18 protein-coding genes are annotated in these 22,758 nt (G+C 58.8%); 6 read left to right on the forward strand and 12 right to left on the reverse strand.

From position 1 onward, the window contains the following. Both R1T46_RS00530 and R1T46_RS00535 read right to left on the reverse strand, forming a co-directional pair. A complete protein-coding gene (locus R1T46_RS00530) occupies window positions 1-2,205 on the reverse strand; it encodes a patatin-like phospholipase family protein (protein ID WP_317307038.1) in 2,205 nt (734 codons plus the stop codon). A gap of 12 nt (window positions 2,206-2,217) precedes the next feature. Next, the gene (locus tag R1T46_RS00535) at window positions 2,218-2,826 is read right to left on the reverse strand and encodes a hypothetical protein (protein ID WP_075195035.1); all 609 of its coding nucleotides are present in this window, start codon (window positions 2,824-2,826) and stop codon (window positions 2,218-2,220) included. 219 nt (window positions 2,827-3,045) lie between these two features. On the opposite strand from R1T46_RS00535, the gene R1T46_RS00540 reads away from it, so the two are divergent. Continuing rightward, window positions 3,046-3,408 (forward strand): hypothetical protein, encoded by a 363-nt coding sequence (locus R1T46_RS00540; RefSeq protein ID WP_036203070.1) that lies wholly within the window; start codon window positions 3,046-3,048, stop codon window positions 3,406-3,408. A gap of 10 nt (window positions 3,409-3,418) precedes the next feature. Here the strand turns inward: R1T46_RS00540 and R1T46_RS00545 are convergent, their stop codons facing one another. Beyond that, window positions 3,419-6,244, reverse strand: a complete 2,826-nt coding sequence (locus R1T46_RS00545; protein WP_085681686.1) for a transporter substrate-binding domain-containing protein — start codon at window positions 6,242-6,244, stop codon at window positions 3,419-3,421. 141 nt (window positions 6,245-6,385) lie between these two features. Here R1T46_RS00545 and R1T46_RS00550 point away from each other — a divergent pair, with 141 nt between their 5' ends. After that, window positions 6,386-6,619 (forward strand): DUF2789 domain-containing protein, encoded by a 234-nt coding sequence (locus tag R1T46_RS00550; RefSeq protein WP_292046260.1) that lies wholly within the window; start codon window positions 6,386-6,388, stop codon window positions 6,617-6,619. A 1-nt stretch (window position 6,620) separates the two neighbouring features. On the opposite strand, the gene R1T46_RS00555 is transcribed toward R1T46_RS00550, so the two are convergent. From R1T46_RS00555 to R1T46_RS00585, 7 genes are all read right to left on the reverse strand, one after another. Then, window positions 6,621-8,297 carry a diguanylate cyclase gene (locus R1T46_RS00555; RefSeq protein ID WP_317307039.1) on the reverse strand — a complete coding sequence of 559 codons (1,677 nt, stop codon included), beginning with the start codon at window positions 8,295-8,297 and terminating at the stop codon, window positions 6,621-6,623. Window positions 8,298-8,353: 56 nt separating this feature from the next. Continuing rightward, complete coding sequence (gene xerC / locus R1T46_RS00560; RefSeq protein WP_317307040.1) at window positions 8,354-9,298, reverse strand: tyrosine recombinase XerC; 945 nt, start codon at window positions 9,296-9,298, stop codon at window positions 8,354-8,356. A 2-nt stretch (window positions 9,299-9,300) separates the two neighbouring features. Beyond that, window positions 9,301-10,047, reverse strand: a complete 747-nt coding sequence (locus R1T46_RS00565) for a DUF484 family protein (protein WP_292046257.1) — start codon at window positions 10,045-10,047, stop codon at window positions 9,301-9,303. Window positions 10,048-10,063: 16 nt separating this feature from the next. Then, window positions 10,064-11,029 carry a diaminopimelate epimerase gene (dapF, locus tag R1T46_RS00570; protein WP_317307041.1) on the reverse strand — a complete coding sequence of 322 codons (966 nt, stop codon included), beginning with the start codon at window positions 11,027-11,029 and terminating at the stop codon, window positions 10,064-10,066. A gap of 14 nt (window positions 11,030-11,043) precedes the next feature. After that, complete coding sequence (gene lysA / locus R1T46_RS00575; RefSeq protein ID WP_317307042.1) at window positions 11,044-12,294, reverse strand: diaminopimelate decarboxylase; 1,251 nt, start codon at window positions 12,292-12,294, stop codon at window positions 11,044-11,046. Window positions 12,295-12,332: 38 nt separating this feature from the next. Beyond that, on the reverse strand, window positions 12,333-12,512 hold the full coding sequence (lptM, locus tag R1T46_RS00580; RefSeq protein WP_041332617.1) for an LPS translocon maturation chaperone LptM: 180 nt from the start codon (window positions 12,510-12,512) through the stop codon (window positions 12,333-12,335). Between the two features lie 87 nt (window positions 12,513-12,599). Continuing rightward, window positions 12,600-15,479 (reverse strand): class I adenylate cyclase, encoded by a 2,880-nt coding sequence (locus R1T46_RS00585; protein ID WP_317307043.1) that lies wholly within the window; start codon window positions 15,477-15,479, stop codon window positions 12,600-12,602. Between the two features lie 134 nt (window positions 15,480-15,613). Here R1T46_RS00585 and R1T46_RS00590 point away from each other — a divergent pair, with 134 nt between their 5' ends. After that, on the forward strand, window positions 15,614-18,058 hold the full coding sequence (locus R1T46_RS00590) for an EAL domain-containing protein (protein WP_317307044.1): 2,445 nt from the start codon (window positions 15,614-15,616) through the stop codon (window positions 18,056-18,058). Here the strand turns inward: R1T46_RS00590 and argH are convergent. Continuing rightward, entirely contained in the window at window positions 18,055-19,446 is a 1,392-nt protein-coding gene (argH, locus tag R1T46_RS00595) for an argininosuccinate lyase (RefSeq protein ID WP_317307045.1), read from the reverse strand. The genes R1T46_RS00590 and argH overlap by 4 nt on opposite strands. 606 nt (window positions 19,447-20,052) lie before the next feature. Here argH and tnpA point away from each other — a divergent pair. From tnpA to tnpC, 3 genes are read left to right on the forward strand one after another with little or no spacing between them, the layout of a single operon-like run. Next, window positions 20,053-20,361 (forward strand): IS66 family insertion sequence element accessory protein TnpA, encoded by a 309-nt coding sequence (tnpA, locus tag R1T46_RS00600; protein WP_317305974.1) that lies wholly within the window; start codon window positions 20,053-20,055, stop codon window positions 20,359-20,361. Then, complete coding sequence (gene tnpB / locus R1T46_RS00605) at window positions 20,361-20,729, forward strand: IS66 family insertion sequence element accessory protein TnpB (RefSeq protein WP_114435616.1); 369 nt, start codon at window positions 20,361-20,363, stop codon at window positions 20,727-20,729. Before tnpA ends, tnpB begins: the two co-directional genes overlap by 1 nt. Window positions 20,730-20,786: 57 nt before the next feature. Continuing rightward, window positions 20,787-22,388, forward strand: a complete 1,602-nt coding sequence (gene tnpC / locus R1T46_RS00610) for an IS66 family transposase (RefSeq protein WP_106762036.1) — start codon at window positions 20,787-20,789, stop codon at window positions 22,386-22,388. Here tnpC and R1T46_RS00615 read toward each other — a convergent pair. After that, window positions 22,385-22,741, reverse strand: a complete 357-nt coding sequence (locus tag R1T46_RS00615) for a hypothetical protein (RefSeq protein WP_317307046.1) — start codon at window positions 22,739-22,741, stop codon at window positions 22,385-22,387. The genes tnpC and R1T46_RS00615 overlap by 4 nt on opposite strands. Window positions 22,742-22,758 lie beyond the last annotated feature (17 nt).

The following is a 22,758-nucleotide window of genomic DNA, read 5'->3' on the forward strand; positions in this document are numbered from 1 at the left end:
TCATTCGAACAGGCGGGTAAACGAAAAGCCGACGTTGAGATAGGCACTCCAGTCATCCCGGTTGTTGTAGGCCGTGGCAATCTGTACCGGCCCCAGAAAGGTTTCAATGCCGGCAAACAGACTCCCAGAGCGCAACAGGTTGTTCCAGCGAGCTTCCCCCAGCGAGGACCAGGCGTTACCAGTCTCGAACCCGGCTCCGGCAAACCAGGGCACAAACGGCCCGCCAAATTCCTGGCGGACGAAGACGCCCGCCAGGGCCGCATCCTCTCCCGCCACTTCGCCCTGACTGTATGCCGATAGCCGGTGAAAGCCGCCCAACAATACTGAATTCTCGATGCCGGCAACGCCCTTGGTGACCGCATTGGCATACAACAAGCCGGTGATACTGGCCCGTCTCCAGCTTGCGGTGCCTAGGGCCATGACGGTGACTGAATCAAAGTGACGGTCGGACCCAAGGCCCGGGCGCTCGAATCGGCCGCGAATACCAGCGAACCCGCCGGATTCCGGCAGGAAGGTATCGTCGAGGGAATCGTGAACGAGCTGGAGCCGGAGACTGCCACTCTGGATCGAACCAGAGGGCCCCATAGGCTCGCCAATCTGCTCGTCGACAGTGGCGTAGCCCCGCACATATTCAAGACGCACCTCGCCGTTCACTCCCAACTCGGTGCCCAGAGCCAGATCAACCTGGCGGTTGGTGATATCCACTTCGGTAATGCGCTCGCCTTCGCCATCGAACGCGCTCAGGCTATCACGGGAATAGGTAGCGCCCAGAGTGAGGAATCTTTCGAAGCCGTAGTCCAGTGGTTGGAACCACTCGGTTCGAACCCGGGGCTGGGTGCCTAACTGGAGCCCGGTTGTCCACTCACCACCCAGGGCATTCAGGCCGGTCATCCGCAACGATGTGGCGACATTGAACCGAGTATCGTTCTCGAAATTGTCTTCGTAGTTCAAGCCAAAGGACAGGTAGTTCGGCCCCCAGCTTTTCTCGCGCACCCGGATAACCAGATCCGTACCCGGTCCGTCGGTCGGCACCAGCGAATAGGAAACGGTTTCATAGTAACCGAGGCCGTAGATACGCTTGAGATCCTCCTCCAACGCCTGCACGTCCAGAGGCTCCCCCGTCTGCTGCCGTATACGCTCGCGAAGGAAATCTCCCGCCAGGCGTGAACGGTCATCAATGCGAATGTCGCTGATAACACCCGGGCTGAACGAGTGTGCCTTTAACCGGTTGCGAAATCGGTCCCACTCATCGTCACTGACACTCAGGTGACGAAGCTCACCGGCGTGACCACGCGCACTGCTGGCGCCCAGTTCGAACAGCGCCGGGGCCTCGTAGAAATCCGCCGAGGACAGCCCCTTCAGATCCGGCCGAACCAGGATGTCCTGATCATCCAGCAACTTGAGCTGTCGCTCGGTATTTTGCCGCGTCATCATGGTGGTCAACTGGCCAACCACAGAAAACGCCTCGCGTATATCCTCCCGCTCCAAAAGGGGATCAGTGATATCTACGGCAATGACAATATCGGCTCCAAGCTCATGAGCCACACTGATCGGCAGGTTGTTGGCCACGCCTCCGTCCACCAGCAAACGCCCATCGAGCGTGACGGGTGCATAGACGCCGGGAATGCTCATGCTGGCGCGGATGGCTTCCGACAGGTTGCCACTGCCGATGACAATTTCCTCACCGGTTTCCAGATCCGTGGCGATTGCCCTGAATGGAATGGCCAGTTCATCAAAATCCTCAACGAGGGCGGCATCGCGGGTGAGCTCATTGAGAATAAAACCCAGGTTCTGGCCGGCTATGATACCGCCACCCAAATGCAGGCCGTCCAGGCGCACACCGATACCGGGGGATACGGGATAGCGCCAGCCCTGGCGCTTGCGCCTGACGGGCTTGTAGGCACGTCCCGGGTCGTCACGGAAACTGGATACCCAGTCCATCTCAATAAAGCGCTCTTCAATCTCCTGGACTTCCATACCGGAGGCATAGAGTGCCCCAACGGCAGAGCCGGCACTGGTACCCACCACAATATCCACTGGCACCTTCAGCTCTTCCAGCACTCGCAGCACACCCACATGGGCCATGCCCTTGGCTCCACCGCCGCTTAGCACCAGGCCCACTTTCGGCCGCCCAACATCAGCTATGAGGGGCATGGCTGCGAGCATCGCGAGCAGGAGGCCAATCAATCGAGCTGGTAACATCATCCCGTCCAACTGTCAGGCATCGTCTGCGGGATCCTCGTCCGCCAGCGACAGGTGGGAGACATCTGGCACAACCGGTGGTGGAACCTCACGCTTCACACCCAGGTCGCTGCCCGGAGGCGCCAGCGACCAGTCGTCCAGGTGCTGGAACATGGGAGCGGGAGCCTCCCGGTGCTCCTCCAGCGTGACGCCAACGGGGTCAAGTGTCAGTCCGGACCCGGAAAGAATGCTGTCGACCTTGTCGCCCGCCACCGGCAAGCGGTCGCCCGGCTCAACGGCAACGGCGCTTCCTGATCTGGTATCATTGCGCGCCGGCTCCGCCGGAGGCGCTGAAGGTACTGGTTTTGGCTCTGACGGTGATTGAGCGGCGGGTGCCGTACGCGCGGCAGAGGTGACAGCGCCCTCCATGGGCTGCACATAAGCCACCATGCCGTGCTTTTGCAGCACCGAGCGGTACTTTTCCGCCTGGACTTCCTCCAGCTTGTTGCGGATAACAACTGGCTGACCGCTGAACATACGCTCAATCTGGTCCACCGTTGCCTTGAACAGGGTTCTGGCATTACTGCGAGCGGTTGCCGGGTCGGTCCCCGGTGTGCATTCACCTTTAAAGACGAGTTGGAACATCATCCTGCCTCTATGCGCTTCTGTTTTTATCCATAGTAGTTGATCCTGGCAGGCTCCGGAAATCCACACCCAGCCGACGGATCTTCTGAACATTGCAAACAATTGAAAAATGCGCGCAAAAAATGCGCAAACTCGTTCGCACTCTGCGATAATCAACAGTAACTAAACGTTACATATGTTTACACTGATCGACGAACCGATTCCAAAGGAGTGGCTCTCATGGCCATCAAACGCATCACCGGCGCTCTCAGCCTGTTACTGGCACTGGCTTCACAACCGGTCATGGCTGGCAACCTGGACGTGTTGCTCAGTGGAATCTTCCCCGATAAACAAGCCACTTACATTGGCTATGAAAGCATTGAGCGTGAAGACATTCCCGCCACATCGGCTGTCGAGCGTAAATACCTGATCGTCGATTTCCGGTTCGAGTCCGAACCGCCCCAGGAACAACTTCAGGCCAACGTGCACCGGGTCTGCATGGCTCTGCTGAAAGATCGCGAGCTGATTCGTTCGCTGTCCGACTCGGGCTACGACATGGTCGCCGTCGCCTTTGACCGCAAGTCGCAGTTCGACTGCCTCTGACACGTTCCAGTCACTGATCCCGTCCCAGAAGGCGCGGAAAGGATTCGAGAGCACTGTTCACGGAATCCAGATTAAACGCCTCCACGTCCGCCAGCAGTTTCTCTCCATATCGTGTAACCGAGGGCGAACGGAACCGCTTACCCCATACCAGCACCCGGTTGGCAAAATCCTTCATCTGTTCCGGATCGCCGCTTTCCCGCACCGTCTCCCACTCGTCGCCAAAATCTCGTGCAAGCTGTTCCTGCAGCCATCCGCGTTCCTGCATACTGAGTGTCTGGGCCAGCAGACGCTCCGATTCCTCGGGTGTGCCATCGTCTTCGGCCTGGGCGCCCGTTGCCTCAACCCGAGGAAGCTTGACCGTAAAGGTGGAGCCCGACCCAGGCTCACTTTCAACCTGTAGTTCACCACCCATCATCCGCACCAGCTTGCGGCTGATGGCCAGGCCCAGCCCCGTACCCCCATAACGCCGCGTGTTCTGCCCTTCCTGCTGTTCAAAGGCGTCAAAGATCTGCTCCTGCTGGTCAGGAGGAATACCGATGCCGGTATCAGACACTGTCACAACCAAACGGTAAAAGCAGCGACGATCAGCCTCACTGTCCGCCTCCTCGACCGGCTTCTCCGATGACTTTCGCGGTGTGGCCGTGGCACGGACTGTCACACCACCTTCATGGGTAAACTTGATGGCATTGCCAACAAGATTGAAAAGCACCTGCCTCAGTCGCGTTTCATCCAGCATCATTGCCGCCGGCATCTTGGAATCAACGCTGACTTCCAACGAGATACCCTGCTCGGTGGCGCGCAGGTCGAATATGTGGCGTACGTCACTGAGCAGCCGTCGCACCGATACCGCCGAATACTCCAGCCGCATTTTTCCTGCTTCGATGCGGGACAGATCCAGGATGTCGTTGATCAGCATCAACAGGCTGCGGCTGCCCGCGCGAATGGCATCCAGGTAATTGCGTTGCTGGGGATCCTTGACGGTATTACTGAGCAAGTCGCTGTAGCCAATCACCGCGTTCATCGGCGTGCGGATCTCATGGGACATATTGGCGAGGAATTCGCTTTTCGTCAGGCTGGCCGCCTCAGCTTCCCGCGCCAGGCGCTCCGCCTCCAGTTTGGCCGCCCGAAGCTCGTCTTCGCTGCGGCGTAGTGCGTTTTCAGATCGGATTCGCTCGTCTACCTCCCGCGACAGTTTACGGTTCCAGTACAGGAAGATCAGTACCACCACGAGGGCGATAAGCACAATACGACGCACCACGGTGTAGTCCGTTTCCTGTTCGATATCCAGGTGGATCCAGCGATTGTAGATCGACTCGGTCTCGGTGGCATCCAGACTGCCCAGCGCTTTATTGAGGATGCGCTGTAATTCAGGCCGCTCCTTACTGACGGCGAACCTTAGCTCATACTGGTAAGGCGTGATGCTTGTTATCCGAAGGTTGGACAACCCCAGGCGGGCAACGGTATAGCTGACTGCCGGAATATGAGTCACCATGACATCGAGGTCGCCGTTGGACAGGGCCAACAGGCCTTCCTCGATGGACGTCATCGGGTACAGGTCGAGGTTGGGGTGGTTGATCAATAGGTAGTCATGCCCCGCCTGGCGGTTAACCACACCCACCTTTTCGTCTCTCAGCTCCCTCAATTCGCCGATAAAGCGACCGTCGTCACGGATGGCAAGGGCAATGGGAACGGTCAAATAGGCACGGCTGAACAGGAAAGATTCCTCGACCCTTGGGGTTCGGGACATTGCGGGCAGTATATCCACCTCCCCCGAACGCAAAGCGTTTTCCTCATCGGCGCTGTTGTCCATCACCTGACGGCTAAAGCGAATGTTCAGTTGTTCTTCCAGGCGTTTGACCAAATCCGGCACGAGCCCGGCAGACTGACCATTCTGGGTATACTCGAACGGCGGCCAGTCCGGTCGAAAGGCCACTCGAAGATTCGGGTTTTGATTGAGAAATGCCCTCTCGTCAACCGAGAGGGAAATGGCGGAGGGATCCAGTTCCGGCAACTCGGTCTGCAACCACGACTGGCGGATCGACCGGTGCTCACCGTGGTCAATCGCCAGAACTGCCTGGTTGAGCACCCGATACAACTGGTCGCGCTCCTGGTCATTCTCCTGGTGACTCTCCGCTGCCATTTCCAGCACCACGTCGACCGATTGCTGGTTCAGCAGCGTGGCCACCCCAACCCCATTGACCATGGCAGACTGCAGATAGTCCGACACCACCGGAACCGGGCCCAGAAACGCATCCGCCTGTCCTGACAACACCCTGCCAACGGCTTCGCTGATACTGGAAACCGGCACGGGTGAAAAGCTATCGACAGGGTCAAGCAATGCGAACTGGTTGGGATCGTTGGTGATCAGGGCAATGTTCGCGTCCTCAAGGTCCGAGAGCGTGCGAATGCCTGCATCATCGGCACCAACGAATATGCCATAGGTCAAACTCATCAGCGGCGAGGAAAGCACTACATTGGAAGGAGGGGAACGATGGGCCAGATGGGTACTCAACCGGGCATCCAGGGTCCCATCCTGCAACCATTCACCGAGTTGTTCTTCCGGAGCCGACACCGGCTCAATAGGCACACCAAGCTTCTCTGACAGCCGATTGAGGTAATCAATGAAGATGCCCGCCAGCTCCCCCTCGCCGGTATCAAACACCAGCGGCACCTGACCACTTCGCACCCCGACCCGGAACGATTCTCTCTCCGCCAGCCAGCGCAGATCCTCGCTACCCAGCACCGGCGCCGGAGAGGGTTGCGGCGGCTCAGCAGCGGGCACGCCGGGCACCAGAATAGCGGTCAGCAACAGCACAAAATGAAAAACGGACCTCACTGGATATCCTCACCGGTTCGGCTACAGTTCAGGGAACCATACCCGTAAATTCTTCCGATTGCATTCAGCGGGTTACCCGATCTACTCTGATCGTGCCCACAGCGTTTTAAAGCACCGGCTACCTTGGGGAGAACCATAACCATGGATACCAGCAAACACGATTTCAGCGCGCTCTTTGAACAACTCGGCATGCCATCCGACAGCGTCAGCATTGAGGATTTTATCGCCAAACACTCGCCACTTCCCTCGGAAATTGCCCTGCAGGATGCCCCTTTCTGGTCGGAAAGCCAGTCACATTTCCTCGAAGAAGGCCTCGAGGACGACTCTGACTGGGCGGAAATTATCGATGAACTCGATGCCCTGATGAGACACTGAGTCAGACATCGCGCCCTGCAATAAGTACCTGGTCGCGGCCGGAGTCCTTGGCGAGGTACAGAGCCTTGTCGGCCCGGTCGAACACATCATCCTCGTCGTCGTCGCCATCGAATTCCGCCAGCCCGGCTGAAAACGTCACCGTCACCGGCTCTCCCCGGAAATGAAATGGCAATGCCGCAATATGCCCACGCATGCTGTCCAATACCACCCGGGCGTTGTCCACATTGGTTTCCGGCAGCAGGATCACAAACTCTTCCCCGCCGAAACGGGCGATGAAGTCGGTTGCTCTCAGCCGCTCACGGAGGGCACGCGCAACCAGTTGCAACACGCGATCACCCGCCTTGTGCCCATAGGAATCGTTCACACGCTTGAAAAAATCGATATCAAGCACGCAGACCGACAGTGAATGACGATAACGCTGCCATCGCTGGTACTCGAACGACAGTCGCTCCTGCCAGGCTTCCCGATTGGGCAATTGAGTCAGGAAATCGGTAAGGGCTTTCTCGCGTTCCTCCCTGAGTTTTTCCCGGACCTGTTCCGACTGGGTCTCCATCGTCACCAGCTTCTCCTGCATGAGCTCCAGTTCCAGCGACAGGTTACGCTCGCGCTCGGACTCCTGCTCCCGAAACCGCTCTACGGCACCACTGATCGACTCCAGGTGCTGGCTAACCGAGTCTTTCAGCTCGTCGAAGTCGACGCTGCTTTCCACTTGCTGGCCGAACGACCTTAGTTCCTGGCGAATATCGCGATCCAACTCCTGCGAGGCATCCAGTCGCCCGGCCTGCGCATTCGCCTGCTCCGTGAAACACTGGCGCAACGCGTCCAGCCGTTCATCGAGACGACGGAGAAAAGCCTCGAACTCCCTTTGCCCCCGGGTAACCGCGGCGATCACCAGTTCCGCCACGCCGCTCAGCCCTTCGCGCAGTTCCTCCCAGTTATCGCTGCTCAACAGCGACTCCTGTAGCCGTCGGGCTCTTGCCTCCGACGCAGCCTCCAGCGTCACCTGATCGAGCATGTGACCCAGCAGCTCACCAACCCGACGCGCAATCTTCAGGCGTTCTCTGTCTTCGGTGCCAGGAGTTGCCAGCTCAACGGCGGACGGTGCGGGCAGGTTCTCGGCGGCTTCCGCCAATATTGGCTGATCGGACGACTCCTGGTTTCCCCGGCTTCCAAACAGCCGACCAAACCGACTTCGCTTGCGATCCCGCCCGTCACCACTGCCCAGCCCTGTTTCCAACACCCATGCCAGATCGACCAACCATTCGGTAGCATCCAGTTGGAGGGTTTCCGGTTTCCGGAGTCGTTTCTCCAGTTCACGAATACGGTCTTTGCCGGATTTGAACAAAGGGTGGGAGCGCAGTTCCGACAGCAACTGCTCGAATGTCGTTCTCAGCCGGTCCGTGGATTCAGATTTGCGGTCGTCCAGGGATGCCACCTGACGGTCAATTCTCTCCTGCAAATCCCGCCAGCTGTCTGCGTTGAGAGGGGGCTTTCGTAGCTCGTCACGAACCCGTTCCAGCAAACGGTCCAGTTCCGCAGTCTGCCCTTCGGACGCCAGACTGGTACGCACGAGCATCCGCTGAAGCAGATTTCTTTCAGCTTCCCAATGCGATTCACGTTGATCTGAGCATTCAAGTGCCTGGAGATACTTATCCTTCCAGGATGAATCCGATGACATTTAGCGCTCCTGGCCCTTTACTGGACACCTATTCCGTGACTGATGCCTCAACGATGCTATATTTCCTGCCTGTTACGACGCCGGCGAGCCCTGGGATGACTCTGATCGTAGACCTTTGCCAGGTGCTGGAAGTCCAGATGAGTATAGACCTGGGTCGTCGCTATGTCCGCATGGCCCAGCAACTCCTGCACCGCTCGCAGGTCGCCACTGGACTCCAGCATATGGCTGGCGAAGGAATGCCGAAGCAGGTGGGGATGCAGTCTTTGGTCCGCCCCTTTCGACATTCCCCACTTGCTAAGGCGGGACTGGATACTGCGGGTACTGAGCCGATCACCTCGTCGACTCACATACAGGGCATTCTCTCCGTCTGGCGCCATCGCTCCGCGCACGTCAAGCCACTGAGCCAGCGCCTCCAACGCCCTTCGCCCAACCGGCAGGAGTCGTTCCTTGCGGCCCTTACCCAGCACCCGGACCTCCCCGCCTCGGACGTCCACGGATTGGAGATCCAGCCCTGCCAGTTCCGACAACCGCAGCCCGGAGGAATACATCAGCTCGAACATGCTCAGGTCGCGAATTTCCAGCGGGTCATCGGGTGTGGCGTCCAGCAGATGGTTAAGCTGGTCCACATCCGCCACCCGCGGTAGACGCTTACCGGACTTCGGAGCCCGGATGTCCAGCGCGGGATTGTCCACCACCAGGTGTTCCCGTAACAGGTATTCGTAAAACCGGCGAATGGCAGACAGGTGACGGGCAATACTTCGACCGCCCAAGCCTTCACGGCTGAGCTGGGCAACGTATCGTCGCAAGTCGTGGCTGGTGATCGACCGCCAGGCCGGTGTCGGTTGATGTTCAACCCACACAGCAAAGCGGTTCAGATCATCGCGATAACTGCCGCAGGTGCGAGGTGAGTGTCGCTTCTCCGACGCCAGATAACGCAGGAACGCGACCACAGGCTCTGCCAGTGTGGCAGCCGGACCGGTTTCCCCGTCAGCCGGCGACATGGTCAGCGGGACTCCGCGACCACATCGGTGACAGGTAACGTGGCGGCATGCCTTTGCAGGATAGGCGGCAACAGACGGCTCAGGGTGTCGCTGATGTAGGTCAGGAAGAGTGAGCCCATACTCTGGTCGAAGTACCCGGGCTCGCAGCTGCCCACGGCAAACACCCCGACCAGTTCGTTGTTACGCAGCGGCACCAGCGCCACGGAGGCAATGGGTTCCTCCCGGTCCGGGAACAGGAAACTGCGCTCGCTCTCACGGAACTGGCCACAAACCGCGCGGTCCCCTTCCAGCAAGCCGCCCAGGCGCGCCTTCGCCACGTCCGGCGACACCACGTGCAGGGCGCCTTGCGCCGCTGCCGGCAACTCACTGTCGGTAAAGAGAATCACCGAGGCCGCGTCCAGACCGAAATCACCACGGATACTGTCATCAATCGCGGCGGCCATATCATTCAGGTTGCGAGCCTCGATCACCTGCATCAGCAGGCGCTTGCTCTTTTCGAACAGGCGGTCGTTGTGGCGGGCAATGGACACCAGCTCTACCAGCTCGCGGCGCAACGTGTCGCGCTGTTCGCGGAACAGGTGCACCTGGCGCTCTACCAGCGAGATCGCCCGGCCGCTGTCGTGGGGCAGGGTCAGGCTGCGCAGGAGCTCGTCCTGATCGATAAAGAAATCGGGGTTATTCCGCAGATAATCTGCGACGGCTTCCCGGGTGAGCCCTTCGGCCTTCTTGTGGGCCGTTTGTTCTGTCATGCTGCTCTCCTGATGGTCAGGGCCTTGATGTGGCCGGCTGGCGATGGCGATTGTTCTGTCGGTTGGTGCCGGATTTTGCATCGCTGTGCCGCGTGCTCTTACGTCGTCTCGGGGGCTGGTCTGCCGGCAGGCGAAGCTGACCCTCGAAAACGCTGGCCGTCGGGCCTTCCATCATAACAGGGGCCCCCTCACCCTGCCATTCGATAACCAGGCGCCCGCCTTTCAGCTCAACATCCACCCGGTTGTCCAGCAGCCCTCGCAGGCAGCCGGTAACCACCGCCGCACAGGCACCACTGCCGCAGGCCATGGTTTCGCCGGACCCACGCTCGAACACCCTAAGGCGAACGTGGGTCCGGTCAATAATCTGCAAGAACCCGATGTTGGCCCGCGCAGGAAACCGCGGATGATTCTCAAGCCTGGGGCCAAACTCGCCTACCGGGGCGGTATCCACGTCGTCCACCAGTAGCACCCCATGGGGATTACCCATGGAGACGGCAGTGAGTTCCACGGTATCACCGCCGAGTTCCACTGTGTAGACGTCCTTGCGGCGATCGGCGGCGAACGGTATCGCCGGAGGATTGAGTTCCGGCACCCCCATATCGACGGTCACCATGCCTGCACGCCCGACTCTCAGCTCGATAACGCCCTTGGCGGTCTGAACCCGAATCACCTTCTTGTTGGTCAGTCGCTGATCGCGGACAAAGCGGGCAAAACAGCGGGCCCCATTGCCGCACTGCTCCACTTCCGAGCCGTCGCTGTTGAATATCCGGTAGCGGAAGTCCACATCGGGCAGCCCCGGAGGCTCAACCACCAGCAACTGATCAAAGCCAATACCGAAATTCCGGTCGGCCAGTTCGCGGATCATCTCCGGGCGCAGACGAAAGGGCTGACTGATGGCGTCCACCACCATGAAGTCGTTTCCAAGACCGTGCATCTTGGTGAAGTTAAGCATTGGGCCCTGACTGCGCCGTGACTGACTCATCTCCGCCTCCCCACTCATTCCGGCAAACAGCTTTCTGGGCCAAGCTGTTCTTCCAGGGTTTCCCGCCGACGCACAATGTGCACCTGTTCACCATCGACCATCAGTTCCGGTGGGCGGTTACGGGTGTTGTAGTTGGAACTCATGACAAAACCATAGGCTCCGGCGGAGCGAACCGCCAGCAAATCGCCCGCCTGAAGTCTCAGCTTGCGATCCTTGCCGAGAAAATCACCGGTCTCACACACCGGCCCGACCAGATCCCAATCTTTCTCGTCGCCGTCGTTACGGGGCGTTACCGGAACAATGGATTGCCACGCGCTGTAGAGCGCGGGACGAATCAGGTCGTTCATAGCCGCATCAATGATGGCGAAGTTTCGATGTTCAGTGCACTTGAGGAATTCCACCCGCGTCAGCAGGATACCGGCATTGGCGGCAATGGACCGCCCCGGCTCCATGATCAGCTCCAGCGAACGGTCGCCCAGGCGCTCCGCCAGCGCGGTCACGTAATCCGACGGTTGCGGTGGCTGTTCCTGATCGTAGGTGACCCCCAGGCCGCCGCCCATGTCCAAGTGTCGGATATTAATGTTCTTTTGTGCCAGGGTGTCGATCAGTTCCAACACCCGGTCCAGTGCATCGAGGAAAGGCGACACCGACGTGAGCTGCGAGCCGATGTGACAATCCACACCCTGTATGTCCAGGTTCTGCATGGCGGCGGCACGCTCGTAGACGGCTGGCGCTTCCGCAATGTCGATGCCGAACTTGTTCTCTTTCAGCCCGGTGGAGATATAGGGATGGGTACCGGCGTCCACGTCTGGGTTCACACGCAGGGAAACCGGCGCCCTGACACCGAGTTCACCCGCCACTTCGTTCAGGCGATCCAGTTCGGTGTCGGACTCCACATTGAAACAGCGAACACCGGCCTCGAGGGCGCGGCGCATTTCCCAGCGCTGTTTGCCGACCCCGGAAAAGACGGTTTTCGCAGGATCCCCGCCAGCACGGATCACCCGCTCCAGTTCTCCGGCAGACACAATATCAAAACCGGCGCCGAGCCTTGCCAACACGTTCAGCACGGCGATATTACTGTTGGCCTTGACGGCGTAGCACACCAGGTGTGGCCGACCGGCAAGCGCATCATCATAGGCGCGGTAATGGCGCTCGAGGGTGGCGCGGGAATAGACATAGGCTGGCGTACCAAAACGCCGGGCAATGTCCTCAACCGCCACGTTCTCAGCGAACAATTCACCGCTGCGGTAATTGAAGTGATCCATGGATTTCCTGAGCCTGTTATCGGGGCAGCCTGCCGAACCTAGTGGTCTTCAGCCGGTTCGCTGCTGTCGTGTTCGCTGGATTTCTGACTGGGTGCGGCCTGCTCGGTTGCGGCATCGTCACTGGCAGGTGCCTGACGATACAACGGCCCCTTCTGGCCACACCCAACCAGAAACACGACCATCACCAGCAGGAACGTAAGTGTCTGTCCTGGCTTCATGGGTAGCTGCCCCCGTTGTCTGTATGCACGCAGTATACCTGAGTGAGGCCGCGCCCGGCGAGATGCTACCACCCACGATTCCGGATACTACAGATGCCGGTTCAGCAAATCTTCCAACTCGGTACGGTAGTAGAGATACTGGATGGTCTGGATATGCTGCTGGTATATCTGTGGATCCAGGTCATGGGGTAGGTGAACATCCGTCAGGTAGACCGGGTAGCGTTCGTCACTTTGGCGGAGGGAGTGAATATAGTGGGCCACCGCGGGTATCAGCTGATCTCCATACTCCTGGACGGTAAATTCCTGATCGCCGCAGAAAATGTCGAAACGCACCCGGGAATCGCCCTCCTGAATGCCGATGGCCTGCACATCCAGTCCCGGCAGAGGCACGTTGCTGTCGGCGTCTGGCCGCCTTTCCACACGCCACTGGCTATCGCGAAGCACCATCTCATAGCAGTGGACACCGGAAACATCGGTCACGGCGTCCAGTTGTCGCAACTGCCGGCGTTCAATCAAGTTCTCCAGGAATCGCAGCAAGGGCACCAGCAGGAAGCGACGGTTGGTGTAGCCTTGCTGCCAGCTGAATACCGACCCCAGTTCATCCACAACCCACACCGTCGCGGTCTCTCCGGTGACCCGGTAGAACACCTGGATATTATCCGGTTCGCTGGCATGGCACACGGCGCGCAATGACCTATCATCCAGCAAGGCGTATTGGTCAAATACCACCGGTACGTAGGATTCCTGGGGCTTGGACAGATACACCATCAGTGTTTCTTTGCTGTCCAGAGCCACAAATCCGGGCTCGGTGCCACTGAATTGAAGCAGGAAGAATCGCCGATCCATCTCGATGACATAGCGCAGCGGATGGGGGCCGACACCACCGGCGAAGAAATAACGAATCACGTCCTTGAACAGCTCACGTACCCGGCGGGCAATGGCGGCTCCGTGGCCCGTGCTGTGGCTATGAACCATGATGTCCGGCAACCGGTCCGGAGCGGTAGCCACCGACGCCAGCACGTTTTTAAGGCACTGAACCAGCGTGTCTCCGGCAGCATAGTGCTGCAAACTCACCTCGTGCCAGCTATTGAAGGTGACCTGATCAATAGTGCTCACCAGGTTTTCCCGTCCTCCGCTGAAACCCAGTGAGTCGTGACGGGCGCTAAGCTTGTGCAGCCCCCGCTCGGTCAGATAGGCCTGCGGGTCAACCCCCACATTGACAAACAGCAGGTTGCGCAGCGGGTGTATGCCCCGGGACAGGGACTCCCGATCGGCGGGCTCAACCGGAAATGGCAGGAACGCACCGAGCGCATCCAGCATTTCCCGCAGTTCCGCCACCGAGGCAACGCTGCTACCAGATCTCACATTCAATCGTGTGGACCGGGTCAGCAAGCCATTGCAATAGCTCCACACCAGCAGTTCAGCAAGGTTGCCCGAACGGCGGATGACCGGTTGCCAGAGCGCATCGGACGGGTCTTCAAGATCACGGTATAATAACCAGCCATCATGACCGGCCGACCCGCCCTGCTCCGACTGATGGTGGAACGCAAGATTTTCTTCCACCAGCGAGGGGGCAAGCCCCGGGTTGATCTGCTCAACCTTGCCCGCCTTACGCTGGAAGGCGGCATACAGCTTCCGTCCCAGCAGGTTCATGTCATTGCTGCTGATGGCCGCGCCGGTGTCGTGGTCCCGCGCCAGCCGAGACAGTAGCCGGTAGCTGTGGGTCAACTCGGCCACCACGACCCGACGAAGCGTGACCACGTCCTCTGCACGCCAACGGATACGGTTGTCCAGGTCTTTCAACTCCGTCGCCGACCAGCCCCAGGATTCCACCAGGGCCCGCAGAAGCGTGGCTCTCCAACCGGAGAGGGCCTGTGCCGAACGGGTCAGCGGCAGTCCTGCCTTGAGATAAAGACTCTGACGCACCAGGGCCAGGCGCTGAGGGGCATCTTCTTCGAGCAGCCACTGCTCCAGGCGTTCATACAGCAGTATGTAGGGGTCAAGCCGATCAGGGTTAGTTTCGCCGGAGTACACCGCCGATTTGAAGACCTGAGACAACAGTGGTTTCTCGTTGCTCTCGTTACTCCCATTAATCTCATTACTACGGGCATAGCATTCAATCAGCAGCAGCTTAAGGATCGACTTCCAGGGCATGTCGATGCCTTTGTACAACTGCCAGACTCCAGCTCCCAGAAATTCTTCCTGCGGTATTGAGGACACGGGGCCGAAATCAATGTATTCATCGCTCCGGATAAAACGGCAGTCAATCAGCTGTCGGGCGCACTCGTCATAGCGCTGCTCATCCTCCACGGGGACCAGCCACCACAATGGATAACGCCCCCCCAGGTGAATGCTCGTGCGGTAGAACTCATCCAGGAGCAGATAGTGCTGCGAACTGCCGCAGTTTTCTCCGGTCACTTCCGCCCGCTGCCTTCCGGCACGCCAGTCGGCGGCGGAAAACACAAACACATGGAGCTCAACCCCCAGGCTCTCGGCCCAGATTGACAGACTCTGCGCCTTACGCTCCAGGCATTGCACGCCCCGCTCCGAGAGATCCGGACGATGACACAGCCAGATGTCCAGATCACTGGCCACCGAATGGCCCAGGGTACCGGGACTGCCCATCAGGAAGAGGGCTTCCAGGTCTGGCTTTCTGCGCCCCTCGTCCTTGAGTGAAAAGGTTCTTGCCAGGCGCCGGGCAGCGTTCAGCGTGGATTCAGGGGGTCGATAGTGGCTCAGTCCGTAGGGGCAGTCGCTGTCGAGATAACCGGGCAGAGCCGGGTGATTAAGATGAAACACCAGTGGCAACACTTCCAGGACCGCCTGCTGCCGGTAGGTCAGGGCCGAATGGGCACGATCCCAGCGCTGCCCGTTGACAGCCATGAACCGGTCCCGCAGCCGGCGCAGCGTTTTTCGGTCTATACCCTCGTCAAAGTCCAGGGCAATAGGGGCGGTTTGGATGGTCAAGGCGACTCCGCGGGAGAGGTTCTTTCCGATACCATTATCAGTATGATGACCGAATCGTGGCAAAATCGGCAAAAAAATAAAAGCGGGATTACATTAGCACGCTCCCGCCACAACTTGGCTGAGGCTTTTCCGTCGTGAAAGAGTTCTTTATCCGTCGAGACCGTTCCGACGCCCCTCAGGGTGCCGAACGTCGAACCCTGATCCGCATCAACGACGACGGCGTGATCCTGTTCGCTGATCATCACGCCGAGGCAGTGCTGGGCTACGATGCCAGCGAACTGGAGGGGCGCAAGGTTCAGTGCATCCTGGCCGCACGCCAGGACGATCCCTTTGCGCCGGCCCACCGTCACCGCATTGAAAATGGTGAATCGATACTGATCACCTTCCGCCATAAAGAAGGCTTTTTCTTCACGGCGGGTCTCAGCCTGCGCATGGACATTCGCGATTCCGACCAGGCCGCCAGTGCGTTTATAAGCCAGCGGGACCATTCCCCCATCGACCACCGCCTGATCCGGCTGACCGAAACCTCCGCGGGCGTTGGCATCTGGGAACTGGACCTCCACAGCAATGAGCTGATCTGGACAGACGGCATGTATCACCTGCTGGAGTTAAGACCCGGCAGCGAAATCACACCCGAACAGGCACTTTTCTACTGCCAGTCCAGCCAGGGCAGGATACGCGCCCTGTTCCGTCGCTGTATCCGCACCGGGCAGCCCTTCTCCCTGACGCTGGATCTGATAACCGCGCGGCAGAACGTTCGTCAAGTAACGTTGACGGGCCGGGCCCTGAAAGCCGGCGAACGGATACAACGGCTGGGGGGAACCCTGGTTGACCGCACGCCTGAGCGTAATCATACCCTCGCCCGCCAGCAGGCGGAGCAGATGCTGGGCGCCACTATCAACGCCACCAACGACCTGGTGGTCGCCGTTGATCACCAGCTCAACCTGCTGCATTTCAACCGCGCCTTCAGTCGCCAGTTCGAGCTCACCTTCGGCTTTCGGCCGCAATCCGGGAGCAATCTGAGTGCAGCCTTGCAGGGTTTTCCCAATGAACGACGGCTTATCGAACGACTCTGGCACCGCGCTTTCGAGCGCGACAGCTTCGTGGTGGAAATGCCCATGGCGCAGCAGCACCGGGAGCTGCCGCTGTACGAAATCCACTATCAACGCCTGACCAATGATCAGGGCGACGTGATTGGCGCCGTTCATGTGGCCCGGGACATCAGCGACCGCCTGCAGAATTCCTCCAGCAGCAAATACCGCGTCCAGCATGATCCGGTGACCGGCCTGATGAACCGAAAAGCGTTCCTGGGCCGCCTGCAGCGAACACTGGAGCACAAGCCTCGGCGGGAGAGCAGTGACAGTCTGCTCTATCTCGACCTGGATGGGTTTGACCACTTCAATGAGATTGCTGGCAGCGGCACCTGCGACCGCTACCTGCGTGAACTGGCTGGCAATCTTGGGGTCAAGATCCGACAGCGGGATGCGCTGGCGCGACTGGCCGGCGACACCTTTGCCCTGCTGATCGAAAACTGCCCCGAAGCGCGCGCCCGCAAGATCGCTGACAGCATCCTCGAGCTGATCAGCAGCTTTGTGTTCCACTGGCAGGACAAGCAGTTGCAGACAACGGCCAGTGGCGGCCTGCTGTTTCTGGACGACGACGCACCCACCGATTCCGAACAACTGCTGACCCAGGCCGCTGACCTGTGCCACACCGCAAAAACCTCCGGCCGCAACCGCGTCCATGCCGCCCGAGCCATGTCCCTGTCACTGGACGAGGGCAATGCCAATGAGGTGCTGACACAGATCCAGCAGGCGCTCGACAGCGGCTACCTCAAGCTTGAATACCAATCAATGCGCCCCGTCGCCAGCGTTACCTGGGGCGACCACATCGAAATACTGACCCGGATTCCCGGTGAGACGCCGGACAGCCCTCCGCTGACCCCGGACGCTTTCCTGCCCGTTGCCGAACGGTTTGATCTGGCCAAACGTCTGGATCGCCAGGTGATCCTTCAGACCCTGGCCTGGCTCGAACAGCACCGTCTGCTGGAGCCGCGCCTCAAGTACTGCGGTTTCAACCTCTCTCTTGCCAGCGTACTGGATGACTCATTTGCGGACTTCATGGAAAGCGCACTAAAAAACGTTTCCTATGCCCCGGAATGCTTCTGCCTGGAAATCAGAGAAGCCCACGCCACCCAGTACCCGGACGACGTAGCGGTGCTGTGCGACAGTCTGCACCGCATTGGCTGCCGGGTAGCGCTGGATGGCGCGGGAGCGTCGGTGGAAAGTTATGGCCTGGCGGCAAAGCTGCCGGTGGACATCATCAAGCTGGACCACAAGATCATGCAGCACCTGAACGACGATCCGGTGCAGCAGGTGATGGTGGAAGCGCTTCATAAAATAGCGGAAGCCTCGGGCAAGGTGACGGTCGCCACCTTCATCGAGAACGACGACACCCTCCGAAAGGTACGTACCCTGGGCATTCATTACGGCCAGGGCTTCCGACTCTACCGGCCTCGCCCACTGGAGGAGCTGAAGCCGGTGGAGGTCACCCTGACCACGGGGAAAATCGGCGGCTAGAGTGCTTTGCGCGCACGCGCAACCGCAGCGCGCACTTGTTTCGGCGCGGTGCCGCCAAGGTGATCACGTGCCTGCACGGAACCTTCCAGCGTCAGCACATCGAACACGTCTTCGCCGATGACGCCGGAGAAGCGAGTGAGCTCTTCCGTGGTCATCTCGGAGAGGTCGCGCCCTTCTGCCACGCCAAACGCAACAGCTTTGCCCACAATTTCATGAGCATCGCGAAAAGCCACTCCCTTCTTGACCAGATAGTCCGCCAGATCAGTTGCGGTAGAGAACCCCCGCTTGGCCGCCACGCGCATGTTGTCGGCCCGGGCTTCGATGGCCGGGATCATATCCGCGTAGGCCTTGAGGCACCCCTTCACGGTGTCCACAGTATCGAACAGCGGTTCCTTGTCTTCCTGATTGTCTTTGTTGTAGGCCAGCGGTTGGCTCTTCATCAGGGTCAGCAAACTGATCAGATGGCCGTTCACCCGGCCGGTCTTGCCGCGCACCAGCTCTGGCACGTCCGGGTTCTTCTTCTGGGGCATGATGGACGACCCGGTGCAGAAACGGTCCGGCAGATCGATGAAATCAAACTGGGCAGAGGTCCACAACACCAGTTCTTCGCTGAAGCGCGACAGGTGGGTCATCAACAGGGCAGCGAAGCTGCAGAATTCGATGGCGAAGTCCCGGTCACTCACGGAATCCAGGGAATTCTCACTGGCCCGGTCAAAGCCCAGCAGCTTCGCGGTAATGCCACGATCAATCGGATAGGTTGTGCCTGCCAGCGCCGCCGCGCCCAGAGGCATCACGTTCACGCGCTTGCGGCAGTCCTGCAGGCGCTCGGCATCCCGCACCAGCATTTCGTACCAAGCCAACAGGTGATGACCGAAGGTAACCGGCTGAGCGGTCTGAAGGTGGGTGAATCCCGGCATGATGGTCTCCGCCTCGCGCTCGGCCAGATCCAACAGGCCGGCTTGCAGGCGCCGGAGCTCCTCGGCAATGACGTCGATTTCGTCGCGCAGGTAAAGGCGGATATCCGTGGCCACCTGGTCGTTACGGCTGCGACCGGTGTGCAGCTTCTTGCCCGTAATACCAATCCGATCCGTCAGCCGTGCTTCAATGTTCATGTGCACGTCTTCCAGACTGACAGACCACTCGAAGGTGCCAGCCTCGATATCCGCCTTGACGGCTTTCAGACCTTCAATAATGGTGTCACGTTCTTCCTCGGTCAGCACACCCACTTCCGCCAGCATGGTGGCATGGGCAATGGAACCGGTAATATCGTGATGGTATAGGCGCTGGTCAAAGCCTACGGATGCGGTGAAACGCTCCACAAAGGCATCGGTGGGTTCGGTGAAACGACCGCCCCAGGGTTTCTCGGCGCTCTTGTTCTGATCCGTCATTGGTTTAGTACTCCAGTAACATGTAACATTTTCTCAAGTGCCTGTTTTTACGAGAAATCAGTAAAGTGACACTTTTTGGTGTTTTCCGAGTAATTTTGAGCTCATTGTAACCTTTCAAGATTCAGGAATCGCGTTGAATATCGTGGGACGGCAGGAGGTTGCCAAACAACTTTTAGGTGGCTGTTCATACCCGGCAGGGGGAAAATTCTCCAAGAGCTTAAACGCGTTCGTAAGGGTCGCAAAGCGGACATCCAGATGGTGCGATAACGCGAAGATAAGCGGCGGCCCGACAGGGGCGTCCGGTGGAGGCCAGCGGCCGGAACGAACATCGACTTGTTAAAAACCTGCCATCAGGAACCACCTGGCTTAGCCAACCGCACCGCAACATTGCTGTATTGCGACCCAGTTTCGTTATCATCCCGCAACCCGAAAAGGCTGACCCATTGCCCTCGAACGAGCAGTATCTCGCCGTTGCCTGCACTGCTTCCATCACTCGTTGTGTACCTTCCAGCATAGTTGAACTGTAAGCGCCAATAAATCCGCACCTGTAGCTGACGCCCGAGTTTCGCCACACTGATTCCTGCTTTCACATTAAAGAGGAATCCGATGACTACCCCTGATTTACACCAGTTCTGGCAAGAGACGCTGTCGGACTGGCAGGCCTCGGGCCTGTCCGGTGCAGCCTACTGCAAACAAGAGTCGCTTGTTTATCATCGGTTTGTCTACTGGCGGCAGAAGCTGACCGGCCGTGTCGAATCCAGCGAACCGGTTCAAGCTCGATCCGGATTCGCTCGTGTGGCTCCGATTCCGGATACAGGAGTCGGTTTGACCGTGTCACTGCCCGGCGGCGTATCGATCACCGGTCTGCATGCCGGTAATATCGATTTGCTGGGTGCCGTCTTGAGACAGCTGTGATGCGTCACCGCTATCTGCGCCCTTCCTGGGATCTGCCGGAGATCTATCTGTACCGAAAGCCCATCGACTTCCGCAAGCAGGCCAACGGCCTGGCCCTGCTGGTGGAACAGGAACTGGGGCACAGCCCATTCTCCGGTGCACTTTACGCCTTCACCAACCGGCAGCGGAACAAGATCAAATGCCTGATGTGGGAAGACAACGGCTTTGTGCTCTATTACAAAGCCCTGGCCGAGGAGAAATTCAAGTGGCCAGGGCCTGCGGATGAACTGATGCCGCTGACCGGTGAACAGATCAACTGGTTGTTGGACGGCTACGACATCAGTCTGTTGCGGGGCCATAAAACCCTGCACTATGAGAGTGTCGGATAGCCCTTTTTGCATTACGTTTTAGGTGTGCCAGGGCATTGTTTTTGCTATAATTCCGCCATGAAATCAACGCCTGATAACGCCCTCAAAACCCCGGATCTCAACGGTTTATCGACCGCTGAGATGGTGGCGGTTATCAGCGGCCTTCAGCAGCAACTCGCCTCCAAAGAAGACGCCATCCAGCGACGAGACGCTCGCATCGAGATCCTCGAAGAACTGCTGCGCCATAAGAAGATCCAGCAGTTCGCCGCCAGCAGTGAAAAGCTGCCCAATCAGATCCTGCTGTTCGATGAGGTCGAGCTGGAAGTCGAGATTGATGAACTGCGCGATGAGCTGCCGGACGATGTCGAAGAGGAAGAGACGCCCCGCCGTTCCCGCAAGCGCCGCCAACGTGGCTTCTCCGATACGCTGCTGCGTGAGCGTATTGAATTAACCCTCAGCGACGAAGAGAAAGCCGGTGCCAGCAAGACCTTCTTCACCAAGGTGAAGGAAGAGCTGGAGTACATTCCCGCTCAACTGAAAGTGCTGGAGTACTGGCAGGAAAAGGCGGTGTTCGAGCAGGACGGCGAAGAGCGCATTGTTGCGGCTGCCCGTCCGGCGCGCCCGCTGGGCAAGTGCATCGCCACCCCGTCACTGCTGGCTTACCTCATTACCTCCAAGTATGCCGACGGTCTGCCGTTGTACCGTCAGGAACAAATGTTCCAGCGCCTGGGGCATGAAGTGAGTCGCACCAGCATGGCTCACTGGATCATCCGGCTGAATGACGTCTTCCAGCCGCTGATCAACCTGATGCGGGAAACCCAGAATAGCGGTGATTACCTGCAAGCCGATGAAACCCGGATCCAGGTGCTCAAGGAAGACGGTAAGACCGCCCAATCCGACAAATGGATGTGGGTCACCCGGGGTGGTCCACCGGGAAAACCTTCGGTTCTGTTCGAGTATGATCCATCACGAGGTGGCAAGGTACCGGTGCGTCTGCTGGATGACTTCCAGGGCATTCTGCAAGCCGATGGCTATTCCGGCTATGGGCAGGTCTGTGCCACGAACAAGCTGACGCGGATCGGATGTTGGGATCACGCGAGACGTAAGTACGTGGAGGCGTCCCGGGCGGCACCGGCCAAAGGCAAAAAAGGCCAACCCTCAAAGGCGGATGTAGCCCTGAGCCACATCCGCAAACTGTACGCCATTGAAAAGGCCGCCCGGGATCTGAGCGACGCGGAGCGATATCGGGTTCGCCAGGAAAAGAGTCTGCCGTTGTTGAACGCCTTTAAAGCCTGGCTGGAGAAAAATGCCCCCAAGGTGATGAAAGGCCTGCTTACCCGTCAGGCCATGGATTACACCCTGAACCAATGGGACTACCTGGTCGGCTACTGTGAGCGCGGTGACCTGAAGATCAGCAATGCCGGAGCCGAGAACGCCATCCGCCCGTTTGCCCTCGGCAGAAAAGCCTGGCTCTTCGCCGATACCTCACAAGGGGCGAAAGCCAGCGCCACCTGCTATTCGCTCATCGAAACCGCCAAGGCCAATGGCCTGGAGCCTTCAGCTTATATCCACCATGTGTTGGAACGCATTGCTGAGTCCGACACGCTGGAGAAGCTCGAAGCGTTGCTGCCCTGGAATGCCGAGTTGCCGGCTTCGAAAAAAGTGGCTCAATACGATTAGGGCAAGCGGGTCGATTTAACGGCGCTTACGTTGAACTGAAATTGGCCGGGCGAGCCTGTAACCGGCTTGAGTTCATAACCGAAGGACAAATTACTCGAAGAAGCAAAGCCTTTACCCTCGCTCGATACGCCAATCTTTAAAAAATCCGAATCCCTGAGGAAACTTGGCAGCAGCTCGGAGGGTGCGCCATCGGTTTTAGTGGCCTGACACTCACAATACCGAACTTCCAGCAACAACGGTTTACTGGTGACATAGTCATCAGGAACGGAGTTTCCGGCAAGAGCAAAGGTAGGGAGAAGGGATAGAAGGAGCAGATTAACCCGCTGAATATTTTGCGATGCGATCCGTTGCATGTGACCTCCTAGTTCTT

The sequence above is a fragment of the Marinobacter salarius genome, from assembly GCF_032922745.1.
GTDB lineage: Bacteria > Pseudomonadota > Gammaproteobacteria > Pseudomonadales > Oleiphilaceae > Marinobacter.

What these genes read in the sequence shown, in the direction of transcription:
- R1T46_RS00530 (WP_317307038.1), bottom strand. Translation starts at nt 2,205, where the DNA reads ATGATGTTACCAGCTCGATTGATTGGCCTCCTGCTCGCGATGCTCGCA.
- R1T46_RS00535 (WP_075195035.1), bottom strand. Translation starts at nt 2,826, where the DNA reads ATGTTCCAACTCGTCTTTAAAGGTGAATGCACACCGGGGACCGACCCG.
- R1T46_RS00540 (WP_036203070.1), top strand. Translation starts at nt 3,046, where the DNA reads ATGGCCATCAAACGCATCACCGGCGCTCTCAGCCTGTTACTGGCACTG.
- R1T46_RS00550 (WP_292046260.1), top strand. Translation starts at nt 6,386, where the DNA reads ATGGATACCAGCAAACACGATTTCAGCGCGCTCTTTGAACAACTCGGC.
- R1T46_RS00555 (WP_317307039.1), bottom strand. Translation starts at nt 8,297, where the DNA reads ATGTCATCGGATTCATCCTGGAAGGATAAGTATCTCCAGGCACTTGAA.
- xerC (WP_317307040.1), bottom strand. Translation starts at nt 9,298, where the DNA reads ATGTCGCCGGCTGACGGGGAAACCGGTCCGGCTGCCACACTGGCAGAG.
- R1T46_RS00565 (WP_292046257.1), bottom strand. Translation starts at nt 10,047, where the DNA reads ATGACAGAACAAACGGCCCACAAGAAGGCCGAAGGGCTCACCCGGGAA.
- dapF (WP_317307041.1), bottom strand. Translation starts at nt 11,029, where the DNA reads ATGAGTCAGTCACGGCGCAGTCAGGGCCCAATGCTTAACTTCACCAAG.
- lysA (WP_317307042.1), bottom strand. Translation starts at nt 12,294, where the DNA reads ATGGATCACTTCAATTACCGCAGCGGTGAATTGTTCGCTGAGAACGTG.
- lptM (WP_041332617.1), bottom strand. Translation starts at nt 12,512, where the DNA reads ATGAAGCCAGGACAGACACTTACGTTCCTGCTGGTGATGGTCGTGTTT.
- argH (WP_317307045.1), bottom strand. Translation starts at nt 19,446, where the DNA reads ATGACGGATCAGAACAAGAGCGCCGAGAAACCCTGGGGCGGTCGTTTC.
- tnpA (WP_317305974.1), top strand. Translation starts at nt 20,053, where the DNA reads ATGACTACCCCTGATTTACACCAGTTCTGGCAAGAGACGCTGTCGGAC.
- tnpB (WP_114435616.1), top strand. Translation starts at nt 20,361, where the DNA reads ATGCGTCACCGCTATCTGCGCCCTTCCTGGGATCTGCCGGAGATCTAT.
- tnpC (WP_106762036.1), top strand. Translation starts at nt 20,787, where the DNA reads ATGAAATCAACGCCTGATAACGCCCTCAAAACCCCGGATCTCAACGGT.
- R1T46_RS00615 (WP_317307046.1), bottom strand. Translation starts at nt 22,741, where the DNA reads ATGCAACGGATCGCATCGCAAAATATTCAGCGGGTTAATCTGCTCCTT.